The organism is Chitinophaga sp., assembly GCF_017745275.1.
Taxonomy (GTDB): domain Bacteria; phylum Bacteroidota; class Bacteroidia; order Chitinophagales; family Chitinophagaceae; genus Chitinophaga.
Window position 1 is genome coordinate 221,201 of record NZ_JAGHZS010000004.1, and the last position, 24,205, is coordinate 245,405.

Below are 24,205 nucleotides of genomic sequence, written 5' to 3' on the forward strand. Positions count from 1 at the left end.
AGCAACCAATGACTGTTTATATACTCGAAGACGAAATAAATATTCAGAAACATATTATCGCACTGGTAGCGGAAATCCCCTACCTGCAACTGGTAGGATACGCTGCGGATATCGCCAAAGCGGAAAAAGAAATTCCGTTATTAAAGCCGGAATTAATCCTGGCAGATATACAATTGAAAGATGATACCTCCTTTACCCTTTTCAGCCGCATTGATATATCCGCCTCCCAGGTGATTTTCATTACCGCCTATAACCAGTATGCGATTGACGCCCTCAACCTCGGCGCCGGCGGCTACCTGCTGAAACCACTGGATACCGAACAGTTTAAAGACACGGTAGACCGTTGCTTTAAGAAAACAGAGCAACATAAATTCAACCAGTACCAACTGGAGATTGCCGCCGCCCATTATAATCGCAGTGCCCGCCCGAAACGAATTGCATTAAAGAGCACCACCTTTACACAGGTCATCAATATAGAAGATATCGTGTATTGCAGCAGCGATAAAGGCTATACCACGTTTTGGCTGAAAGATGGTACCTCCATCCTCGTATCCAAAGTATTGAAAGAATACGAAGCTGTTCTTCCTGCAGAAATGTTCCTGCGCTGCCATCAATCTTTCCTCGTCAATGCCCATTTTGTTAGTAAGTATTTCAAAGACGGATACCTGGAAATGACCACCGGCGCGAAGATCCCGGTATCGGACCGTAAAAAGGATACAGTGGCAGATTTCCTGGAACGCATCTAGTTCCACGGATATTTCCCCTGTTACCGCAAATAATGATTAGTTCCCCGCAAATATTGATCAACTATTCCTGTGATCCTTTCCCACCTTACTTTTGAATCATCAAACAGGGAATAAGCCTTGTAATTATTTAACCATATACGATGACCTCTAAATGCATACGGAAACATGCACCCCAAAGGTCAGTACGGATATGTAGCACACATTAAAAAAACATTTATGAAAAAGCTGCAAAAACTGAATGAAAAAAAAGTGGCCAACCTGGAAAACATTAAAGGTGGTTTGATGGCCCTGCAACCTGAATTCTCTCTGGACGATCAAACAAAAACCACTTACAATGAAGCTTCCTGGAACGGAAGACATTGGGTAACTGATGTTAAACAGGATCCAAACAATTAATTAGTCACTTGATTTGTTAACTTATTTAAACGTAAACAACCATGAAAAAATTACAGAAATTAAACGAGAAAAAAATTGAATCCCTGGAAACTATTAAAGGTGGTTTGATGGCCCTGCAACCTGAATTCTCCCTGGAAGATTCCGGAGAAGGTACAGTAACTACCCACACCGCTACCCAAAAAGGCGATGTTTATTTATGCGACCACAGCCAGGATCCTAAATGATCTTAACGCGTTAGCCAGTTAACCTTCAGCTGGTACTGTAGAAATTAAAAGAGGCTGTCCTGTAGTGTGGACAGTCTCTTTCGTTAACCTCTTAGTAAATATCATCATCCATTAGTTAGTATCATCCATTGTTGTCCCAATCTTTTTTGATCAATCCGTGAGGCAGCAAAATACGATTATTGATGAACCGGAAAATTCTGATTTTAAGTCATGCTCTCCTGGAAACCAGCACAGATAAAGTATGCAAGTGGCTGGACTATTACCAGGTCCCTTTCCTTCGATTAAACGGGGAGGATTTATTTCAACTGAACGGACTGAATGCACTTCCCCAAAATGAAACCATTGCTGCTGTCTGGTACCGGAGAAGGGTGGCTGAATTTCCATCAAAATACAGTCTCAAAAAAGAACATGCCCCTACCAGCTATACCCTGAGAAGATTTTTGATCGATGAATTTAAAGGATTGCATTCCCTGTTATTTCACACGATCGACCGGCACAAATGGCTGAATGATCCTGTCATAGAGGACAACCTGAATAAATTGCATGTATCCATGCTCGCCGGGAAGCATGGACTACAAATTCCATTTACAGAGGTAGTTACCACAAAATCTGCTGTGGTAGCGCTATTGGAAAAATATACAGCATTGATTGTGAAGCCCCTGAGTGAATGCATTTTTGTGGAAGATGAATCCCGCACAAAGTTCAAGATGCTGACGAAAGTAATCAGCGCATCAAACCTGAAACTGATGCCGGATCAGTTCTTCCCTTCCATGGTACAGGAAAAGATAGAAAAGAAATATGAAGTCCGGGCATTCTACCTCGATGGTAATTTCTATAGCATGGCTATCTTCTCCCAAAATAATAAAAAAACAAAAGATGATTTCCGGAACTACGATGAGCAAAGGCCTAACAGAACAGTACCTTACCAGCTTCCTGCAGATGTGGAAGATAAGCTCCGGAAAGTAATGCAGGAGCTGCATTTCGGGACAGGCTCCATCGATTTAATGGTTGACCGGCACGGCAGCTACTATTTCCTGGAAGTAAACCCGGCAGGTCAGTTTGGAATGGTGTCTTTCCCCTGCAACTATCACCTGGAAAAGAAAATGGCACAATTACTAAGAAAGGCATATTCACATGAAGAAGAAGTTCACCAGTAAACTGAAAGAAAAGGAAATATTACCACTGCCATTGTACTACCTGGATGCAGAAGATGAGCGCCCACCACGGTACCTGACGAAGATTGGGAAAGCGGGTAAAATTAATGCACCCGCTTATGAGCTGCCCGGTTTTTACAAATTCATTTCAAAATTCTGACGATGGCATTTTTAAACCTGTATACAAACTGCCAGTTGGTGCGTGGCGCAAATATGTCGTTACTCTGCGATCTGCAGTTGCTCAAATTTTATCATATTCCCAATGATACCATGGAGGTATTGCAGTACCTGCAACAACATTCCATCGAAGATGGCATTATGCATTTCGGCGAAGACAATAAAGAAGCCATCGAAGGATACATCCATTTCGTGGTAAAGAAAGATATGGGTTTTATTGACGATCATTTGCTGCAACAACTGATCCCTGTTGACTTTCATTGGGATAGCCCTACACCCGTTACAAATGTCATCCTGGAATACAATGAGCAATTAAATTACAGGAATCAATTCATGGCTGATTTATTTGACCTGAATGTGCAGTCACTTGAAATCAGATCTTATCAGCCTGTGTCGATAGATCATCTCCTTCCGCTATTGGAAATGTTCAATGATACCACATTGGGCGTCATTAAACTGATGCTGCCATATGATAGCAGCATCAGTCTTAATGCGCTGGATGCGGTGGTAAGAAAATATCCGCGCCTGAAAGCGATATGGTTCCATGGCGCCCCTGTGCAAAAAGTAGAACGGATCTTTGAGGAGTCTGTCACGGTTGTTTTCCTGGCAAAACAGGTGGATTCCTGCCTGGCTTGCGGCGAAATCAACACTATGTACTTCCAGTCGAACATAGAGTTATTCTCCGAAAGTCAGCATCATAATACCTGCTTAAATCGGAAATTATCGATTGACCAAAACGGTTATATCCGTAACTGTCCTTCTCTGCCTCAGCATTTCGGGCACATGAACGAAGTAGTATTATCAGCTGTATTGCAGGACCCTGCCTTTCGCAAATACTGGAATATCCGGAAAGACGACATCAACACCTGCCGGGATTGCGAATTCAGGCATGTATGCACCGACTGCAGGGCCTACCTCGAAACACCGGAAGATATATACTCCAAGCCGCTCAAATGTGGATACAACCCTTATACAAATGAATGGGACGAGTGGACAAACAATCCCCTGAAACAGGCGGCTATAGATCATTATGGCCTGAGATCATTGGTAAAGTAGTATGAAATTAAAATCATTCCCATTTTATAAACAGCCGGATGGCAAGGATTGCGGGCCCACCTGCATCAAGATTATCAGTAAGCATTATGGCAAACTGATAGATCTGCCCACTATCCGTGACCTGGCAGAAACCACCCGGGAAGGCAGTTCCCTGATGGGACTCTCCAATGCGGCGGAGGCACTGGGTTTGAAATCTCTCGCCGTAAAAATAGATTTTAATACGTTGGTGGAAGATGTTCCCCTACCCTGTATTGCTTACTGGGGACATCAGCATTTTGTGGTCGTATACCAGATCAAAGGAGATACTGTTTACGTTTCAGATCCGGCCTTTGGCTTACTAACGTATAGTAAAGCAGAATTCGTTGCCGGCTGGATGGGAACAGGCAAACAGGAACAGGAAGAAGAAGGGATTGTGCTGGCGCTGGAACCAACTCCCGCTTTTTATGAAAATGAATTTAGTGAGAAGCCGGCCAGGAAAAGCTTTGCATTCTTATCCAAATATTTATACCGGTACAAAAAGCTGATGATACAGTTGGCCATTGGTTTGGCAGCCGGCAGTGTGTTATCGCTGATCCTCCCGTTTCTGACCCAAAGCGTAGTGGATGTAGGTATTCAGAATCATGATGTCAACTTTATCTACCTGATTCTATTGGCGCAGGTAATGCTGTTTGCCGGCAGAATGGGGATTGAAGTGATCAGGGGCTGGATATTATTACATCTCTCCACACGCATTAATATTTCTATTGTATCCGACTTCTTTATCAAGCTGATGAAACTACCTATCAGCTTTTTTGATACCCGGATGACCGGCGACATCATGCAGCGCATCGGGGATCATAACCGGATTGAGCAACTGCTGACCAGCTCTTCGCTGAGTACCTTATTCTCGCTTTTCAACCTGGTGATATTCAGCATTGTTTTGCTTTTCTATGATTACCGGTTGTTCCTCATTTTCCTGGTGGGCGCCATCCTGGTAGTGACGTGGATTTCCTTTTTTCTGAAGAAACGCCGGGAACTGGACTACAAAAAATTTTCCCAAACTACCCAGGAACAAAGTAAAGTGATTGAGCTGATCAATGGGATGCAGGAAATCAAGATGCATAATGCGGAGAAGCAAAAGCGCTGGGGCTGGGAGTTTATGCAGGTAAGATTATTCAAGATCCAGATCCGTTCCCTGTCATTGGAACAGTGGCAATCAGTGGGTGGTAATTTCATCAACCAGATGAAAGATATCCTCGTAAGTTTTCTCGCCGCCAAACTGGTATTGGATGGTAAACTCACGCTTGGGATGATGCTTTCCGTTCAATACATCATTGGTCAACTGAATGGTCCGTTACTGCAACTGATAGATTTTATCCGGCATATGCAGGATGCCCGGATAGCCATGGAACGTTTGGGAGAGATACATGATAAAGACGACGAAGAGCCTGTGCAGGAAATATCCGTGAAAGAAATTCCCCAACAGGACATCGAGATCAATAACCTGTCGTTTCGGTATACCGGCGCTACCACGCCTGTTTTTGAGCACCTGAGCCTGCGTATCCCCTACCAGAAAACCACCGCTATTGTAGGCGCCAGCGGAAGCGGTAAAACTACTTTACTGAAGCTGCTGATGAAATTTTATGAGCCGGGAGAAGGAGATATAAAAATAGGAAATGTACCACTGAAGAATATTTCTCCCCGTTACTGGCGGGAACACTGCGGGGTAGTGATGCAGGAAGGATATGTGTTTAATGACAGTATCGCCGGAAATATAGCCGTTGGAGAAGATAACATCGATAAACAAAAGCTCCGGCGGGCAGTGGAAATTGCCAATATCAAAGAGTTTATAGAAGGGCTGCCGCTGAGCTATAACACGCAGATCGGGAATGAAGGACTGGGTGTAAGTGGTGGTCAGAAACAACGACTGTTCATTGCCCGCGCGGTATATAAATCACCGGAATACATCCTGTTTGATGAGGCTACCAGCGCCCTGGACGCCAATAACGAGAAAGTGATCATGCAAAACCTGGAACAGTTTTTCAAAGGCAAAACCGCCATTGTAATTGCGCATCGCTTGTCGACCGTAAAACATGCAGATAAAATCATTGTACTGGATAAAGGGAAAGTAGTTGAAGAAGGGACGCATGAAGAATTGGTGTCGTTGAAAAAAGAATATTATCGGTTAGTTAAAAATCAGTTGGAGCTTGGAAACTAAAAAAGACATCCTGGATACCATTGCACTTCGCTCTGAAGGGGTGCAGGATATTATGTCGCAGCCCCCCCACTGGATGATACGTTGGGGCAACACCGTTATATTCATCCTCCTGTTGCTGATCCTTGTGATGAGCTATCTCATTAAGTACCCGGTATTCGTTCCCTCTACGGTGATCATATCTTCCCAAAACCCACCGGAAAAACCGGAAGTAAGGGTGAGTTCCAAAGTAGAAGAGATTTTTGTACAGGATCAGCAGGTCGTCACCAAACAACAGGTGTTAATGGTACTGCAGTCTACCGCCGATTACAAAGATGTGCGCCGGCTGCGGGCCATCATAGATACCATCGAAAGTAATCACCTCGAACATTTTCCTATACACGAAACAGCCGGCTTTAAACTCGGGGAAATCCAGGCTGATTACAACGCTTTTGCCAAAGCATTAACAGATGCGCAACTCAACGAACGCCTCCAGCCCTACTCCCCCGACTATGTGGCTGCAGAACAGAGCCTGGCTACCTCTAAAAGCAGGATACAAACCTTACAGCAGCAAAAGCGGCTGGAGCTGGCCAAGCTGGAATTATCACAAAAAGAATTCGACCGCTACCAGGAGTTGTTCAAGGAAAAAGTAGTTTCCGCAGCGGAAATGGACCAGGCGCGAATGAAGTTATTACAGGCACAACAAAATGTAGAGAGCCTTAACATTACGGTTTCACAATTGCAGGAAAGTATTAGTGGCATCATCAAAATGCGCAGTGGCGCGGCTATCAGCGCACAAAAGGACAATATCAACTTCAATGCGCAGGCAGGTCAGCTGTATGAGCAATTACGGAAATCCCTCAATGCCTGGGAACAAAACTACCTGTTGCAGTCGTCCATTGACGGCACCGTGAGCTTCCAGCAATTCCTCGGAAAAAACCAATTCGTGAAGCCAGGAGACGTGTTGTTTTCTATTATGCCCAGGGAGAAAGATCTGCTGATGGGACGTTTGCAGGTACCTTCCGTGAATTCGGGAAAGGTAAAAGCCGGGCAGAAAGTGCTGGTAAAGCTGGATAACTACCCTTTCCAGGAATATGGAATGGTAGAAGGCACCGTTAGAAATATGGCGAGTGCACCGGATAAAGATGGTAACTATTACGTGTATATCCTGCTGCCAAAGGGATTACAGACTTCTTTCCATAAACAATTACCATTCGACCGGGAACTGCGGGGATCTGCAGAAATAGTGACGCAGGATTTAAGATTAATTGAACGGGTATTTTACCAGATGCGGAAATTACTGGGGTATCAGTATTAATAAACGACCGTCGAAAAAAGCCGGCTTCCCGGCGAATATAGATTCATTGTCCGCGAATATCAATTTCGCGGGTAATCATACAGTAAATATCACTATTATTGCCACTGCGTTTTAAACCTATATTTATCATGAACAAAAAATTCACCTTCAGTAGCAAACCACTGGATTATGTTTATGCCGCTGTATGGCTATTCGTTTTCGTTTGCTTTGCCGTTTATATTTTTAACGGTAACATGTTTCGGCCAGACGCTAATGGCAAAATCCATATTGTAGCCATTTTAGTGGCCTGGGTGGCACAATATTTAACGCAGATCGGTACGGGTATCCTGGTAATACTTATAGGACTGTATGTTTCCGGTAAAATGATTATCAAAAAGACGGCGAACGAACCCGTGTAATATGGCTGTTAATTATATCATACTATTATTTACGGGTGTATACCTGGTTGCTACCCTACTATACTACCGGTATACTGTAAAGAAAGGAATGGTATTCAGATATAAGCCACTCGTATTATTGGTGGTATTCATTCTATTCCTGTTGTCTTTCTATGGTATTATCACTCACCAACCTTATAATGAAATTTTGCCTTTCATAGGCTGATGTTTGGGAAGATGAATACGCCTTAGCCCCATAACATACAAGAACAAAAAAAAGAGGCTATCTCATAAATAACTTTTGCCCGTTTTTATCCGGGTACCTGATGGAGAGATTTTTCGTTTACACGATTCTCAGGCCCATCAGGTAGTTATGAGATGGTCTCTTTTTTTGATAGTTTCTTCCGCTTACTTCGCTGGCTGCCTCACTTTAAAAAACTGCAACACCAGTCCTACCACAAGTAACCCAAGTAAAACCTTAATGCAGCTCTGCACAATTGGAGAGGTAGGGCCATCGGACAGCGGGTGTCCTACCGGCACGCGTAATAACGTTTCGTTTATAGCTGGTATCAGGGAAAGGAACAGCGTAAGCGTCATACAAAACACCTGTATCAGCAACAAACTCCTTTTCCTGGATGCCTGGCGCCCCAGCAAATAGGCAACTCCGAGCAAAATCAGTATCAGTATCCCGATGCCATGTCCGGGGTTAAAGCCACCTGCCTTGGAAAGCCCAAAGGAAGTGACACTGGCGATGGCCGTCAGTATACTATATATTTTGCCTGTGTTGGAAAAAGGGTTGATAATACCCTCCTGTATCAATGCTGCTATGGCAAATAATAAAGCAATAATGGCGATAATGGTGTGTACAATGCCTAAAATACTCATGGGAAAAAGATCTAAAGGTCAATAAAATGATAAAACTTCTATTTCTGAATTTCTCAATAACAGTTTTATGGATGTCCTGGTTCATTAACTGACCGCCCTGGCATCAACCTCTACCTGGATAAGCAGTTTAACGAATACAGTGCCTCTCATACCTAATGTATCCTCTATGCCGGGAGCTGCGGCCTAACTGATTGCGCCGTCCTTTTATAATAGCAGTAAACCATAAATCCTATCGCTACCAAAGTACCTAACACAGAAGGAAGGAACTGGCTGTATGGCTGATATTGCGGAAAAACAGTCCCGGTAAAAGCAGACAATATGCCACTAAAAGCACTCATCATTTTAAGAATATGCTCATACAGCCATAAATTCCCATACCTGTGGGCAGGAATGAAATAACGGATAAAATCGTAGGATATAACCATCAGCAAATACCCAACTGTACTATAAATAATCACCGGCGACCAGATCATGCCTATAGATCTGAAATAATAAATAAAATAGGAAGCCGTCATTAAAGTAACCACTGCAACGCCTGCATCCAGCATTTTAAACTGATTAGACTTTGCTTTCAACACCCGGTAACCGGAAAAGGCAACATATGCACTCAACATTGTGATAACAAGTAAGAAAGTATTTCTCCCAAATACCAACACCCCAATCAGGCCGGTAATAATTACAATGGTCAGTAATACAAGAAACCAGCGGCCACTCCAGGTATGCCATTTGCCCCCCTTCCTGGTAAGAATAGCTGTTAACCCCAACAACAGGGCGGTAGCACCTGCAACAATATGTGTGAGGATGTTTACCTGGTGCATAGAGACAACGGGGATTATGAACTAAATATAACGAAAAGTTACACTTCTTTTCATGCTATTTTGAAGTACAACGCTTTACCGGGCATGAAGTACTTTCTCCAGGTCCTCTTTAAAATTTCTCCCGATGGGAATCTGATGCCCGTTCAACACAATGCGGCCCCTCTCAAGACGCACGATCTTTTGAACAGATACACTTTCAGAAATTGCTAAATAAAAGAGAAGAGGCTGTATCATTTATTTATGATACAGCCTCTTCCTGTGTTTATGGGTGCGAAACGTTGAACGAATCTCCTCCCTTATTTAAACGATAAATTTTCCGAAAAGAACCGGAGCATTTTCTCCTCCATTCGTTTTGCTACCCGATTGATATGATCGCCATCATAAATTTCAAACGTATGTGCAACACCGTATTTTTTCAGCTCGCCATTCAACTTTTCTATACTCTCAGCGATGCTTTTATCTTTATTTCCTGCATCAAAAGCGATAGCCTTTAACTTCCTGATGTTATAGATATACTGATCTAAATTATTCAATGGCCGGTTGGCGTCCCACTTATGTAATATGTCCGGTTGTAAGTTCCCGTCCTTTATGGGAAGATCCAGGTAGAACGGAGGATTTTCCGGGTTGGGCGACCAGGCCGCAGCGGATGCAAAAAGCGCCTTGGTAAAGAAATCTGTTTTATTGAAGGCATCAATTGTTTTAATACCCTCTGCACGAAGCAACTGCGGCATCATTTCAGTTACCGGATCAGCGGAAGAATTCAGACAACAGGGGCTCAACAGATACACAGATGAAAACACGTCAGGATTTTTTTCACCGATCCTGAGTGCACCATAACCACCCATGGAGTGACCACAGATCCCCCTGCTTTCTTTCTGTGATAACGTACGGTAGTGTTGATCCATATAACTTACCAGCTCCCTGGCAATAAAGTCTTCCCAATTGCCCGTTGTAGCAGAATTAGAATACATACTACCCTGGAAAAGCGTGTATGCATCAGGGGTAACAACGATCATTTCATGCGCAGGATCTTTAGCAAATGCAGTATCCAGCATAGGAGGCAGCGTCATCCAATGTGGTTGCAGTCCATATACCTTTGCATCATTATCCGTATAGCCGTGCAGGAAGAAAACTACCGGATAGCGTTTGCTGCCCGATTGATAGCTGGCAGGCAAATAAATGGAAATGTAACGGTCGGCACTATCACCACTAAGGTTACCTTCCAGTAATTGGCTGTGAACTTTTATCCGCTGAACGGTGCCTTTAGCAATTTCTCTTTTTTGCGCCCACCCGATAGAAGCAGATAGCGATAAGAGGACAGCCATAGTAAAAATAAGTTTGCTTTTCATCATGATATTACAAATAGAGACAGGTAAGATAAAAATTTACGGGTGTATTATTAATACGCATTGAAACCACCAGTAATAATTTTTTTATCTCCCTTCAAATTTAACAACTTCCCAAAACGCTTTCTTGGGCTGTAAAGTTTTATCAAACAACAGTGGATAGTCTTTCCTGCCACGCACGGGGAAATTGTCGAGCCAGCTATACCGGTCGGAGATATTCCAAAATGTTACACCAGTAATAACACCGCGATACTTGCGGAAAGCATCGAAACACCGGCGGTATTGTTCCATTTGTTGCTGCTCTTTTGCAGCAGTGAAGTCCGTAGCACTATCGCCGGCCTGCCACCCTCTCATCTCATGTTCTTTGCGGTAAACAGAAACATCCAACTCAGTAACCTGTATTTTCAGCCCCAGCTTTGCAAAGTCTGCCAACGTGTTATCCAGTTGCTCCGCCGAGGGTTCATTAACTGCCCAATGCGCCTGCAATCCTACGCCATGCACCGGCACTCCTTTGCTGATCAGGCCTTTGAGCATACGAATTATTTTTCCCCGCTTCACGGCACTGATCTCGTTATAATCGTTGTAAAACAACAGTGCGTCAGGATCTGCTTCATGTGCCCACTGAAACGCTTTCTCTATATATTCTTCTCCACAGATCTGGTACCATAAAGAATTACGGTACAGTTCATCTTTACGATCACTGATAACTTCATTGGCTACATCCCACGCATATACGCTCCCTTTGTATCTTTTCACAACGGTGGTAATATGTTCTTTCAGGCGCTGCAGCAATACTTCTTTAGATACCTGTTGTCCATTCGCATCTTTAAAAATCCACCAGGGCGCCTGGTTATGCCAAACCAATGTATGCCCCCTCAGCTTCATCCCGTTGCTATGGGCGAACGCCGCTATGCTGTCGGCATCCCGCCAGTTATATCGCTGTTCTTCAGGATGGATAACCCCCATTTTCATGGCATTCTCCGGGGTAATACTATTAAATTGCCGGATCACGAGACCAGCTTCATCTGTATGCAGTGCACGGGGTGAAACGGCAACGCCTATAGGAAAATAATTTTTGTAGTAATCTTTTAGTCCGGGGGCTTCTCCCCTGTCAACAGAATGAGCACGATACGCCATACAGGCCAGGCTTATTGCTGCGACCAACAAAACAATCATCAAATGGCTGGTATACTTCATATAGATCTTAAATTCATTCCCTGTTTGTGAAAAAGTATTTATTTAAAAGCGCTTAATGTTTGGATGGTACCATCTGCATTATATTTCAGCTCCATCACCTTCACATTCCTCAGGTGTGTTTTACCTGACAGTTGTGTATCATGATAAAACAGGTACCATTTGTCCCCGACCTGGATAATGGAATGATGGTTGGTCCAACCGTCCACGGGCTTCAGGATGATACCCTGATAGGTAAAGGGACCATAAGGACTGTCGCCAATGGCATAAACGATATTATGTGTATCACCGGTTGAATAGGAGAAATAATATTTACCGTGGTATTTGTGCATCCAGGCTGCCTCAAAAAACCGTTTATCGTTCTCCTGCTCCAGATACAGGCGACCGGAGCTGTCTGTAATCTTTATAGCTACGGGAGCGCTTTCCAGGCTTTTCATATCTCCGGCAAGTTTTGCCACGCGGGGAAGAATGGCCACTTCATTTTTTTCCCGCAGCTTTGCAGCAGCATCGTAGCGATTATTGTCCCAGTTTTGCAACTGTCCTCCCCAGATGCCGCCGAAGTACAGGTAATAAGCACCGTCGTCGTCCCTGAATACGCAGGGATCTATACTATAAGTACCCGTAACAGGTTTCTTTTCTGCCACAAAAGGTCCTGTTGGCCGTGCGGAAGAAGCTACTCCTATCCTGAATACGCCCTGCTTGTCTTTTGCGGGGAAATACAGGTAATAAGTTCCTTTTGAAAAGGCGGCATCCGGCGCCCAGAGCTGTTTAGCAGCCCAGGGTACATCTTGTACTTTCAATGCCACTCCATGATCAGTTACTTTTCCACCGATGGAATCCATAGAGAGTATGTGATAGTCGGCCATCTGGAAATGATCCCCGTTATCACTTTCTTTTGTTGTGGTAGCAGTGTCGTGCGAAGGGTAGATATATATTTTACCATTAAAGAGGTGCGCCGACGGATCAGCGGTATAAATATGTGATACCAGTGGAGATGATGTATACAGTTGTTGTTGATCATCTGCAAAAGTAAACCAGTTAAAACGGTTATTGGAGGAAGCTTCTCCTGTAAACGTAAATGTCAGCTGATGCCTGCCGGTAACAGGTTTCACGGGTATACTTATTGTCATATAGGGCTGCGACGATTGCTCCGGCACCATTACCGCAGCATAGGGATGTAACGAATCGCTGTCGAGATATACGTTTATGCGTCCTCCGCGGGGAGCCACCCGTAACAGCAGGTATTTATATCCCTTTTCAAAATCCACGTGGTTAAACCGAAGCCACGCCCCGGTTGCGGCGGGGATGATATCCTGTTCTCCCAGCCCGGTACCATCTTTTCCGGGAGCTACTTGTGCGTCGTAAATATCATCATACATGGCGGCGGCAATGCGTGAGGAAGCAGTAAAGCGATTAGCGGGTCCCTTACGGGTATCCATGTGGAACCAATCTATATCTACATACCCGCCTGGTTGAATAGTAGCATAATTAAACAACGTAAAGCGGTTGCCGGTAAACATCTTCAGGCTAAACTGCATATTCAGCGTATCGCCCAGTGGTATAAATGTTTTATTATCCAGGCTATAGTAAAAATGCGCCTGGTTCCTGATGGTATTAACAGAAGCCCTGAAGTATATGTTGTTTTCTTTCCGGATAGCCACACTATCTACGGGCCTGCCCGCATTTTCCATTACAATATACTTTGCTGCCGCCGTTGTACGGACGCCGATAAAGGCATAGGGCAGTTGTAAAACGGCCAATCCCGCTACATCGCCGGCTTTCATTTTGCTAATATCAACTGAAGTGGTGGCGTTGGAGAAAGGGCCGAATGTTCGCTGCGTAAGCGAGTTCCGTGCATGCAACAGATCGGTGGCAATACCGGCGGTCGTCAGCCGCAGATATCCTGTTCGTTTATTCAGAGACCAGGCATCGTCGTCAGGATTATGGTTCCAGGCCCATTGCATGCCCAATGTATTGCCATTGAACTCGTCACTGGTGGGGAGTACTGTTACCGGGGCCATGGTCCCGGTATGGGGCTTGGTATGCGTGACTACTGCCCTTCCATCTTTCCCCACTATGGGCCAGCCATCTATCCACTGCACCGGTTGCAGGGTAGGCACTCTGCCTACACCTACCCTGTCCTGGAAAATAATACTCCACCATTCTCCCCGGGGAGTTTCTACTAAGGCTCCCTGATGTACTCCTTTGCCATAAAGGTTCATATCATCTTTCAGTACCACTTTTTCGTCGTAGGGGCCATAGATATTCTTTGACCGGAGACACACCTGGTAACCATCTCCGCCGCCGTAGGTAGCATAAATGTAATAGTACCCGTCTTTTTTATACATATGGGAACCTTCCAGCCCCGGCCTTTGAACTTTATCGAATATCACACTGTCTTTGCTGACCGGCGCCAGGTTGGCATCCACTTCTGTGACAGACAACTTAGAGTAGCCGTGAACGATATAGGTACGCCCATCGTCATCAAAGAACAACCCGGCGTCGTAGTAGGGTCTTACCAGCTTTTGTATTTGCCAGGGGCCCTCTGCTTTCGGAGCGGTGCATAAAAAGCCGCCTTCGTCGAGTGTCAGGAAAAGTATATAGAACTTCCCGTTGTGATAACGGATACTACTGGCCCACTGGCCTTTGCCATAGCGATTCCCGCCGTTCAGGTCGTAGAAGGGATGTTGTTTGAACCGCTGTACTACGTTGGCAGCGTAAGACCAGTTCACCAGGTCTTTCGACTGCAGCAATGGTACACCGGGGAAAAAATACATGGAAGTAGCTACCATGTAATAGGTATCTCCAACACGAATGACATCATTATCCGGGAAATCGGACCAGATCACCGGATTGGTATACGTACCATCTTCATTGTCCGACTGCTGCGCATGAAGGCGCGCACTAAAGAGGGCCAGGAGTGCTATAACGAGGAATTTCTTATACATCTTTTAAAACTTATTCAATCATATGACTGCTTGTTCTCCGGCGGAAAATCAAACACCGGCTGCTTACCTAAACAAAAATACAGGGCGTACCAACTTACGGATAGCTCATTTGTTGAAATTAATGAAAAAAATGTCTTTTAGACAATAATTATACTCCAAAAACAGACTCTTTAGGCAATTTAGTATCATGTTGTTTTTAAATCTCCTGACAATACTTAAATTGGGGTGTAAAGAACCACGTTATAGTTAATCAACCAACATCTTGTTTTAATGATCGCCCAAATGCTTAAATATACTTTCACGTTGCTGTGCTGTTTACTATACCTGAGTAAAACCGGCTGGACGCAAACAGGCCGTATCAACTTCACCTCACTTACCGCTAAAGACGGGCTGGTATCTAATGGTGTAAATGCCATTATAAAAGACCACTACGGCCTGATGTGGTTTGCCACAGACGATGGCCTCAACAAATTTGACGGCACCCACTTTACGGTGTACCGGCACCGCCAGGGCGATTCTTCCAGCCTCAGGGCCAACGAGGTACTGGCGTTGCATGAAGACAATGCCGGCAACCTCTGGATAGGTACCAGCGGTGGTGGTCTTAGCTGGTACGACCGTAAAAAAGATGCTTTTGTGCACTTCCCCCTCCATGCAGATGCTCCCCAACTCCCTCCCAATGCTGTGATACTTGATATTTCCAGCGATACCTCCGGCAACATATGGATTGCGCAGTTCGAACATGTATTTAAGCTGGCATCACATACCCGTCATATTTCCAAAATCAACCTGGTAGCCGGGGAAGATGGACAGGGTGGCAGGATCAGTCCCCACTGTATTTTTGTTGACCGTAAACAGCAAGTCTGGATTGGTACCGGTAATGGCCTGTATCGTTATACCCCGTCTACCGGAGCCATAAAACCGGTCGTCAACAATAAACCAGGATACGGCCCACGGGATAATGAAATCAGGGCTATCAGCGGCGACAGTGACGGACGGCTATGGGTGGCCACCGCTTCCAGCTTGTATTTGCTGCAACCCGATGGCAACAGCATCTCTCCATATCCTGCTATTTCACTTCCGGACAATAACATCATTAACTGCATCCAGCCCGGTAATAATCACCAGTTGTGGATTGGTACAGAAGATGGACTGATAGTGCTGAATACCCTGACTAACACCAAAGAGCATTATCTTCCTGCCGACGAAAACACGTATAGCCTTACCAACAAATCGATAAAGTGCATTTACAATGATGAACAGGATATCTATTGGCTGGGAACTTTCAGGGGTGGAATTAACAAGTATGATAAAAACCTGCATCTTTTTAATTTCAAGCCGGGTACTGCTTTTCATGAAAACAGCCGCCAGTCCTCTATTGTAACGGCCTTTGCAGAAAGCAGCGAAGGTCATGTTTTCGTTGCCACGGATGGCGGAGGTTTGTTTACATTCAATCGCCAAACAGGTAAGGTACAACCCATGGATATTCCACTTCCGGTACAGGGTAACCAGGTGTCCATCATGGCGCTGCATTATACCCGCGACAAAAAACTATACATTGGTACTTATGCGTGGGGCTTACTCATCCTGAATAGCAGCACCGGCCAGTTTAAATATCTCACCAAAGGCAGCGGTACCAATCATCTTGGCGCCAATGATATTTTTTGTATTAAGGAAGATAGCAAAGGCAATGTATGGATAGGTAATAACGGAGAAGGCCTGGATGTTCTCCAAAATGAACAGGTTATTGCGAGGTATACTCCCCATCCTAATCCCGCACAGCCGGGAGAAAAAAAGCTGCCATTTAACGGATATATCAGGGCTATTGAAGAAGATACTGCGGGTAACATCTGGGTAGGCACTCATGGAGGCGGCGTGGGCGTTTATCATCCCGGTACCGGCCAATGGGACATCTATACACAAAGCAATAGCCTGTTACCAAGTGATAAAGTACAAACATTATTGTGCGACAGTAAAGGCCGTATATGGATAGGCACTTTCGGAGGCCTGAGCCTTTTTGACAACAGGCAACAACGGTTCAACAATTTCTCTGAAAAAGATGGATTACAGAATGCCACCATCTACCAGATGCTCGAAGACAAAAGTGGGATGATCTGGCTAAGTACCAATATGGGCATTAGCAGCTTTGATGTAGCCTCAAAGAAATTCAGGAACTATACCCGCTACAATGGCGTACAAAACAGCAACTTCGTTCATAACTCCGGAATACGCCTGTCGAATGGCGACCTGATGTTCGGCGGACTGGAAGGCATTAACTATTTTACCCCATCTGACCTCACCATCAATAAACACGCGCCAGTGGTGCTGCTAACCGATTTAAAGGTTTCCAACAAATCGATACTCCCGGATGAAGATGGTCCCTTGCAGGCACATATTTCTGTAGCAGACAATATCCGCCTCGCTTATAAACAAAACTTTGTGATCAGCTTTGTGGCACTCAATTACACGCTTCCCACTGAAAATCATTATGCCTACAAACTCGATGGATTTGACAAGGACTGGAACTATACAGGTACGGCAAACAGTGCCGCCTATACGAACCTGGATCCGGGAGAATACACCTTTCATGTAAAAGCCGGCAACAACGACGGCATCTGGAGTAACCAGGACACCACGATTAAGATTTATGTCCGCCCTCCTTTCTGGCGCACCACCTATGCATATCTCTTTTACATCTGCACCATTTGTGGATTACTGTTTTACAGCCGCTACCTGGGGATTAAGCGGATAAGAAAAAAATTCCTGCTGGAACAGGAACGGCTGGAGGTAAAACGGTTGCAGGATATAGACCGGCTCAAAATTAAATTTCTTACTAACCTGAGTCATGATTTCAGAACCCCTATTTCCCTGATCATGGGTCCGGTTGAACAACTCATTACCGATGAGAGACCCGGCTCCCGGCTGGATAAACTAAACATGATCAAAAGAAACTCCCGCCGGCTCCTGAACCTGGTCAACCAATTACTGGACTTCAGAAAAATGGAAGAACATGAACTGAAATTACAACCCGCCACAGGTGACCTGGTATCTTTTATCAAAGAAGTAACAGATTCTTTCCGTGATTTTGCTGAACGAAAAAATATCGCATTTATTTTTATCAGTGATCCTGCAACATTACCTGCTTCATTTGACCATGATAAAATAGAACGTATTCTTTTCAACCTGCTTTCCAATGCATTCAAGTTTACATCAGAGAAAGGCGCTGTTACAGTAACATTGCAGGTGCAGAAAACAGATGAAGACAGCCACCAGCAATGGATTCAAATAACCGTAAAAGATACGGGCGTTGGCATTCCTAAAGACAAAAAAGAAAAGATATTCGAACATTTCTTTCAAACAGATACTGCTTCTGCTATATTAAACCAGGGAACCGGTATTGGCTTATCTATTACGAAAGAATTTGTAACCATACACGGCGGCACCATTGAAGTAGAAAGTGAACCCGGACAAGGCGCCACTTTCTTCATACGGCTTCCGGTAAAAACGGCAGTGCAAAGTCCGGTACAGGCAGTAGCCCCTGATGCGCCACAGTTGCCGGTTCCGGAACCGCTCCCACAAGCAGGGGAAACTGTTATATCGCAAGATCCTGACAGCCCATCGGGGAATCCCGAAATGCCTGTGATATTGCTGGTGGAAGATAATGACGACTTCAGATTTTATTTGAAAGATAACCTGCAAAGGAACTACAAAGTAATTGCAGCCACCAATGGAAAAGAAGGCTGGCAAAAAGCGTTGCTGATACATCCTCATTTGATTATCAGCGATATCACGATGCCGGAAATGGATGGCATTGACTTACTACAGAAATTGAAATCGGATAAAAGAACCTGCCATATACCGGTAATACTGCTTACTGCACTTACCAATGAAGCGCAACAGATTGCCGGGTTGGCAACCGGGGCGAATGACTATATTACCAAACCATTTAATTTTGAAATACTTCATGCGAAGGTCAGGAACCTTTTGCACCTTAACAATACGCTGAAAAATACTTACTCCAAACAAATAAAAATACTTTCTCCCGAAATAGAAAAAGTATCAGCAGAAGAAAAATTACTGGCGCGGATCGTTACTCACCTGGAAGAAAACCTGACAGACTCCCAACTTTCGGTGGAAAGCCTGAGCAAAGAAGTAGGCATGAGCCGCAGCTCTCTCTACAATAAACTTTTGGAACTAACGGGTCAAACACCGGTGGAATATATCCGGTCTTACCGATTGGAGAAGGCGGCTATGCTGATGAAACAAAGCGATTTCACCATTGCTGAAATCGCCTACCAGGTGGGCTTTTCCACCCCCAACTATTTTGCCAAATCATTCAAGGCAAAATATAATATGCTGCCTTCAGAATTTATTGCCAGCATGCAAAAAGATAAGGCCTTCGAAGAATGAAAAAGCCCCTTACTATTGTAAGGGGCTACTATCACTTTTGTTATTTCGCATTGGCTTCCAGCGCCTTCGCCACCGCGGCGTAAGCAAGCTTTCGCACATAACCTTCCGTCCATAATCCAATAGGCTCACCCGGACGCCAGCCGGAACCGGCAGGGCTATCGAGCGGACTCCATATCGTAATACCATAGCGTTGTTTCGCAGGGATGAGTTCAAAGTATTTATCGATAACATACTTGTACATCTCTGCCTGGGCTTTATATTGTTCGGCCGTAGCTGCCGGCGTTTTCACACCCACGCCCAGGTCCAGTTCAGACACCTTGATCATTTTTCCGGTGGCCGCCAGCAGCTTAAACATCTCAGCGATCTTATCTTTACTGGCAGTAATATCAATATGCATCTGGGTACCAATGCCGTCTACTTTGGCGCCCTGGCTTTCGATATAATTGACATAGGCAATCAGGCCACGGCATTTATCCAGGCTATATTCCAGGTTATAATCATTAATAAAAAGCAGGTCTGTTGCGTTACCATATTGACGCGCCATTTTAAACGCAGTTACTGCATAATCTTTACCCAGGTAATCCTGCCAGTAAAACTCATCCGGTGCCATATTCGTTTTGCCCACGCCTGTTTTTAATTCGTAGGGTTTACCATCGTCCATTGGTTCATTCACTACATCCCAGGCTTTCACCACGGTTTTACCTGCGCCCATCATGCCGTTGATCCAGGTGTCGAGCGCCTGTGTAAGGATGGTCTTTTTTTCCAGGGCTGATTTTTCCACTGTAGTGGTGCTTCCACCGGAAGCTTTGGCATTTTTCAACACCACGTTATCGATATACACGGTACCGGCGAACTCACCGTAACTAAAGATAAGGCGTGTTCTGTCGCTGGCAGTCGCCGTCGTAGAAATGGAGACCAATGTCCAGTCGGTGGTTACGGATACCTGTCCAAAGCCATTAGAGGAGTAGTTGGCGCTTTGCAATTCCGGGCGAATAATTCCCGGCGCGCTGCCTTTCACCCAAAAGCTCAACTCATACGTAGCCCCGTTTTCCAATGGAGCAGCAAAATCATAGCTGGTTTGTACATCCCAGTAGTTGGCAGATTTTGCCGGATTGGTAACATAAAAAGCTTTGCCTTTATTGCCCACGCCCATACCATCAGCGGTAACCCCGCGGGAGGAGCCGCCCCCCCAGCCACCCCAGCCACCGCCGGATTCAAAGTCGCCGTTGGCTACCAGGTTGTTGACCAATGGCGCCCCTTGCGTATCATACACATACAAATTGTTAATATCGATGTAATACGATACACCTGCTTTATTCTTCAAATCAAAATGCAGCTTAATATTGTCCGCTGCAAAATCGGTGATGGTGAAGCGGATCTCTTTCCAGGACATACCGGTGATGAAGGTAGCAGTTGGTGTCCCTGATTTTGTCCAGTCAACCAGCGGTGTATTATTGTTGAGTCCTTCAAAAGAAATGCGCCCCTCTCCTGCTCCATCAGAGCGGATATACATCACCACTTCATATTTATGTGCTTTGTTAACAGCTATTCCCGGAGTTACCAGTTGTAAATCGGTGGTAGCGCCATCTGCATTTAGTGTCACCGCATTACTACCTGCTCCCATGCCTGCTCCGGCGGCCATAGAAATACCTTTACCAGCGTTGAGCTTTATCCAGTTCGTAAAGCTGTTGTCCTTTAACCCGGTTGTATTTAAATCATTGGCGTAAGCGGGAGAAGTCACCAGCAGCGGTGAGATCAGTCCTTTCAGGTAGGCTGCATTCTGATTGGCGTGCCAGGCCAGGGTATGGCCATATACCTGCATGCCGGCATCCTTCGCCGTTTGCAGGAGTGAGGTTACCTTCGCCAGGTTGAGACTTCCATCTGCCTGTACTACGGCGCCATGTTTCATTTCGTAGCCTAAAACAATTTCGTCGAAATTGCGGTTGGCCAACCGGTATTTCACGCCTTTATCGAGGTATTCCTGCAATCCCAGCGCCACTCCTAACCTGAATCCCGGCTGTGCAGCGCGGTTGATATAGCTTTTCAGCGCAGGGTAAGCATCGATGTCTTCCTGCATGGCAACGCTTTCCGGCTTATCAACATTGTATTCCAGTCTTTGGTATTTACTACAGGAAGATATGACAACAAATGCCAGTAAACCGGCGGCTATTTTATGAAGTTGATTCATACGAATTACTTTAAAATTTATTTGCCTACAGGCGTAAATGTTTCCATGGTAACAGAGCGGTCGCGCAGCACCAGCGTATCTAGTGTAGACACCTGCATACCAGGTAACGTCACCTGGTAGCTGAGATAAAGTGCATCACGGTCTTTGCTGCCCCAACTGTTCTTCTCTCCTCTTTTTACAAATCGTCCTTCACCGGTAGCGGTGATATTGGCGGTGGCAGAAGAAATAGTACATTGCTCACTTCCATTGAACGTCAGCAGCAACGTACAGTTTACGTTATTGCCGTCTTTATCTTTGTATACTACCGGGAACTCTAATTCCTTTAAGGACCTGGTGTTTAGCTTATTGACTTCATCTTTTTCCACGTACTCCATGTGCCGCACCACGGTTTGACTCACGCTTCCTGACATCATATCCTTGCCTCTGCGCAGGTAGTTGCCATGCCATTCATTCACGTACTTAATGGCATAAAGGATGAAATTCTTTCCGCTCAGGATAGAATCTGCTCCTGACTTGTCGGTGATACGGAGTGGAATCACATAGGTGTTCTTAATGGCTTTGGGATCATTAAAGAAGGCGTCGGTCAACTGTACTTCTACGCCGCCGGTGAGGCTGCCTTCCGGGATGATGATCTTATTATCTGCCAGTGAATAATAGTTGGCGGGCATCGGCAAAATTTCGTCTTTGCCCACTCCAAACAATAACCCGTTTCCCAACAGGGAATTATCTACTGAGATACCAATGTTCAGTTGCTTTTTACTGGAGTAAACACCGCCCGTAGTAGCCATGATTTTGCATTTGCGTTGATTATCCAGTTCTGTGCTGAAAATATCTTCCCCAAATGTGATGGTGCGTACCGGGTATTGATAGGCGAAATATACTGTTTGATAGATGTAGTCCGGGAACGTTGCATCTTTGTTACACGCTGCCAGCAGCAGTACTAACATGGGCATTATAAACTTTTTCATCTTTGCTGTTTTCAAAAATCAATTAATAATATTAACGCCAGCCTTTGTTTTGTTCTAAAGCGCCAAACTTCAGTATTTCCCCATAAGGGATAGGTCCATAGGCCATAAACGGCTGGAACTGCCGGTTTTCTACATTCATCACGGCCGGAATATTATTTTTTATCGTTACGCCTTTGGCGGTTTCGCCCAGGTTAGCTTTCCAGCGGCGCAGGTCCCAGAAGCGAAATCCTTCAAAGCATAATTCTATTCTCCGCTCATTCCTGATCAGCTCTCTCATTTGTTCTTTACTGCCTTTCGCTGTTTCGAGCCATGCGTCACCGTTAGTAGTGCCTACGCCGGCGCGTTTGCGGATAGCCTTGATGACGTCATAAGCGGAGAAGCCATACTTACCTGCGCCTAATGGCCCCCAGGCTTCATTTGCCGCTTCCGCATAGTTGAGAAATATTTCCGTATAGCGGATATGAGGTTTGTAGTGACGTTGGTTGTTGGCAGAATTTGGGTTCAGGTTTACATCCTGCCGCAACAGTTTACGCAGATAGTAACCGGTACGGGTGGAGGTGCCCACTATATTGAGGCCATCGTTGGTACCGCCATCGGCAGCGGTGTTGATAACGGTATTATTGGGTCCTGCAGTAGCGCCATTTACTAAAATAAACATGCGCAGGCGGGGATCCCTGTTCAGGTAAGGATTGGCGGCATCATAGCCACTGCCTGTACTGCCAATAGGCATGCCGTTGGCCATCGGGAAAGCAGCTACCAGGTTTTGTGTGGGGTTGATGCGCCCATTGCCGAACAAACCAGGAGGATAATTCGCCTGCTCCAGGTCGCGGTTATCGCCATAGTTATTTCTCCACAATATTTCTGCGGGGTTGGCGCCATCGGCCAGCCCGGCAATTTCCGCAGCATTGGCATACCAGGTGAGGCCATTGGCCGCCAGGGCATTGATCCCTCCCTTAAGCGACAGTACCTCTCCTGCATAGTCGGCAGCATCCGCCCAGGTAGTGGTATTGCCTGTGCCGAAAGCCGGACTGGCAGCCAGCAATGCAGCCTTGGAGCGTATTGCTTTGGCAATACGGCCCGTCAGGAATCCACGGAAAGCGGCGCCAAAAGCGCGGTCGTATTGTTCTTTGGTAATAGTGCCATACTTGGCAGGAATCAATGCAGCGCTGCCGATATTTTCATAATCTAACGGCAGCATATCATCAGCGGTCGACAAGTCGCTGTAAATTTGTTTCATGCACGCCTCAAAAGTGGCCCTGGGTTTATTAAAGTCCGCTGTTGGCCCCTGTACTGCTGTGATAATTGGCACTCCCAACACTGCGCCACTTTCAGCAACACCACCATGCGCCTGCAACAAATGATAATAGAAAAGGGCGCGCAACCCGGAGGCCTCTCCTTTTATCCGCATCGCAAATAATTTACTTACCACAGGATCCGACACCCATTTCACCGTATCCACATCACGCAATATGATGTTAAGATATTGAATGGCAGCATAAGCATTGGTCCACTGATTTAACGGGTTGTTATTTGCCGTCCATTGCCCGTTGGCAATCTTCAGGAAGCCATTGGTCTGATCATTTGTCACGGCATCATCTGTAGCTACATCATTAAATGACCAGGAATTAGTGGGTATGCGGTTATAGCCATTCAGTAAAATCCCAAATGGCATGGCAGCATCATTGGGCGGATATTTATTGGCATTCAGGTCGAGGTTGTTTTCAATTTCCGGCACCAGCAGATCTTTACAGCCGGTCAACAGCGAAACACACGCCAGCAAAAGAATAATATGTTTTTTCATAAAACGGGAACTTAATTATGCGAAGGAAA

General features: G+C 45.3%; 19 protein-coding genes. 11 read left to right on the forward strand and 8 right to left on the reverse strand.

Translation table 11 applies throughout. The annotated features are described in order from the left end of the window. The first annotated feature begins 8 nt into the window (after positions 1–8). From J7623_RS13795 to J7623_RS13840, 10 genes are all read left to right on the forward strand, one after another. Positions 9–746 (forward strand): LytTR family DNA-binding domain-containing protein, encoded by a 738-nt coding sequence (locus J7623_RS13795; RefSeq protein WP_291920894.1) that lies wholly within the window; start codon positions 9–11, stop codon positions 744–746. Between the two features lie 216 nt (positions 747–962). Beyond that, positions 963–1,142 carry a hypothetical protein gene (locus tag J7623_RS13800; RefSeq protein WP_291920895.1) on the forward strand — a complete coding sequence of 60 codons (180 nt, stop codon included), beginning with the start codon at positions 963–965 and terminating at the stop codon, positions 1,140–1,142. Positions 1,143–1,183: 41 nt separating this feature from the next. Next, positions 1,184–1,366 carry a hypothetical protein gene (locus tag J7623_RS13805; protein ID WP_291920897.1) on the forward strand — a complete coding sequence of 61 codons (183 nt, stop codon included), beginning with the start codon at positions 1,184–1,186 and terminating at the stop codon, positions 1,364–1,366. Positions 1,367–1,548: 182 nt separating this feature from the next. Beyond that, positions 1,549–2,523 (forward strand): grasp-with-spasm system ATP-grasp peptide maturase, encoded by a 975-nt coding sequence (gene gwsG, locus J7623_RS13810; RefSeq protein WP_291920898.1) that lies wholly within the window; start codon positions 1,549–1,551, stop codon positions 2,521–2,523. After that, complete coding sequence (locus J7623_RS13815) at positions 2,501–2,680, forward strand: hypothetical protein (RefSeq protein ID WP_291920900.1); 180 nt, start codon at positions 2,501–2,503, stop codon at positions 2,678–2,680. Before gwsG ends, J7623_RS13815 begins: the two co-directional genes overlap by 23 nt. A gap of 2 nt (positions 2,681–2,682) precedes the next feature. Beyond that, positions 2,683–3,753 carry a grasp-with-spasm system SPASM domain peptide maturase gene (gene gwsS / locus J7623_RS13820; protein WP_291920901.1) on the forward strand — a complete coding sequence of 357 codons (1,071 nt, stop codon included), beginning with the start codon at positions 2,683–2,685 and terminating at the stop codon, positions 3,751–3,753. Between the two features lies 1 nt (position 3,754). After that, positions 3,755–5,950 (forward strand): peptidase domain-containing ABC transporter, encoded by a 2,196-nt coding sequence (locus J7623_RS13825; protein WP_291920903.1) that lies wholly within the window; start codon positions 3,755–3,757, stop codon positions 5,948–5,950. Continuing rightward, the gene (locus J7623_RS13830) at positions 5,940–7,244 is read left to right on the forward strand and encodes an HlyD family efflux transporter periplasmic adaptor subunit (protein ID WP_291920905.1); all 1,305 of its coding nucleotides are present in this window, start codon (positions 5,940–5,942) and stop codon (positions 7,242–7,244) included. The genes J7623_RS13825 and J7623_RS13830 overlap by 11 nt, the downstream gene beginning before the upstream one ends. A 128-nt stretch (positions 7,245–7,372) precedes the next feature. Then, positions 7,373–7,642 (forward strand): hypothetical protein, encoded by a 270-nt coding sequence (locus J7623_RS13835; protein WP_291920906.1) that lies wholly within the window; start codon positions 7,373–7,375, stop codon positions 7,640–7,642. A gap of 1 nt (position 7,643) precedes the next feature. Beyond that, positions 7,644–7,847, forward strand: a complete 204-nt coding sequence (locus tag J7623_RS13840; RefSeq protein WP_291920908.1) for a hypothetical protein — start codon at positions 7,644–7,646, stop codon at positions 7,845–7,847. Between the two features lie 182 nt (positions 7,848–8,029). On the opposite strand, the gene J7623_RS13845 is transcribed toward J7623_RS13840, so the two are convergent. The 5 genes from J7623_RS13845 to J7623_RS13865 form a co-directional block, all read right to left on the reverse strand. After that, positions 8,030–8,506, reverse strand: coding sequence for a hypothetical protein (locus J7623_RS13845; protein WP_291920910.1), 477 nt, complete (start codon positions 8,504–8,506; stop codon positions 8,030–8,032). 164 nt (positions 8,507–8,670) lie between these two features. After that, the gene (locus J7623_RS13850) at positions 8,671–9,324 is read right to left on the reverse strand and encodes a hypothetical protein (RefSeq protein WP_291920912.1); all 654 of its coding nucleotides are present in this window, start codon (positions 9,322–9,324) and stop codon (positions 8,671–8,673) included. Between the two features lie 296 nt (positions 9,325–9,620). Further along, positions 9,621–10,649 (reverse strand): alpha/beta fold hydrolase, encoded by a 1,029-nt coding sequence (locus tag J7623_RS13855; protein WP_291920914.1) that lies wholly within the window; start codon positions 10,647–10,649, stop codon positions 9,621–9,623. Positions 10,650–10,757: 108 nt separating this feature from the next. After that, on the reverse strand, positions 10,758–11,807 hold the full coding sequence (locus J7623_RS13860) for an endo-1,4-beta-xylanase (protein ID WP_291920915.1): 1,050 nt from the start codon (positions 11,805–11,807) through the stop codon (positions 10,758–10,760). A gap of 98 nt (positions 11,808–11,905) precedes the next feature. Next, positions 11,906–14,812, reverse strand: a complete 2,907-nt coding sequence (locus J7623_RS13865; protein WP_291920917.1) for a family 43 glycosylhydrolase — start codon at positions 14,810–14,812, stop codon at positions 11,906–11,908. Between the two features lie 282 nt (positions 14,813–15,094). On the opposite strand from J7623_RS13865, the gene J7623_RS13870 reads away from it, so the two are divergent. Then, on the forward strand, positions 15,095–19,219 hold the full coding sequence (locus tag J7623_RS13870) for a two-component regulator propeller domain-containing protein (RefSeq protein ID WP_291920919.1): 4,125 nt from the start codon (positions 15,095–15,097) through the stop codon (positions 19,217–19,219). A gap of 40 nt (positions 19,220–19,259) precedes the next feature. On the opposite strand, the gene J7623_RS13875 is transcribed toward J7623_RS13870, so the two are convergent. The 3 genes from J7623_RS13875 to J7623_RS13885 are packed head-to-tail and all read right to left on the reverse strand — an operon-like array spanning position 19,260 to position 24,176. Then, positions 19,260–21,407: an endo-1,4-beta-xylanase gene (locus J7623_RS13875; RefSeq protein WP_291920921.1), complete on the reverse strand. Its 2,148-nt coding sequence runs from the start codon at positions 21,405–21,407 to the stop codon at positions 19,260–19,262. 17 nt (positions 21,408–21,424) lie between these two features. Beyond that, positions 21,425–22,375 carry a DUF5627 domain-containing protein gene (locus tag J7623_RS13880; protein ID WP_291920922.1) on the reverse strand — a complete coding sequence of 317 codons (951 nt, stop codon included), beginning with the start codon at positions 22,373–22,375 and terminating at the stop codon, positions 21,425–21,427. 31 nt (positions 22,376–22,406) lie between these two features. Next, positions 22,407–24,176, reverse strand: a complete 1,770-nt coding sequence (locus tag J7623_RS13885) for a RagB/SusD family nutrient uptake outer membrane protein (RefSeq protein ID WP_291920924.1) — start codon at positions 24,174–24,176, stop codon at positions 22,407–22,409. Between the last annotated feature and the right edge of the window lie 29 nt (positions 24,177–24,205).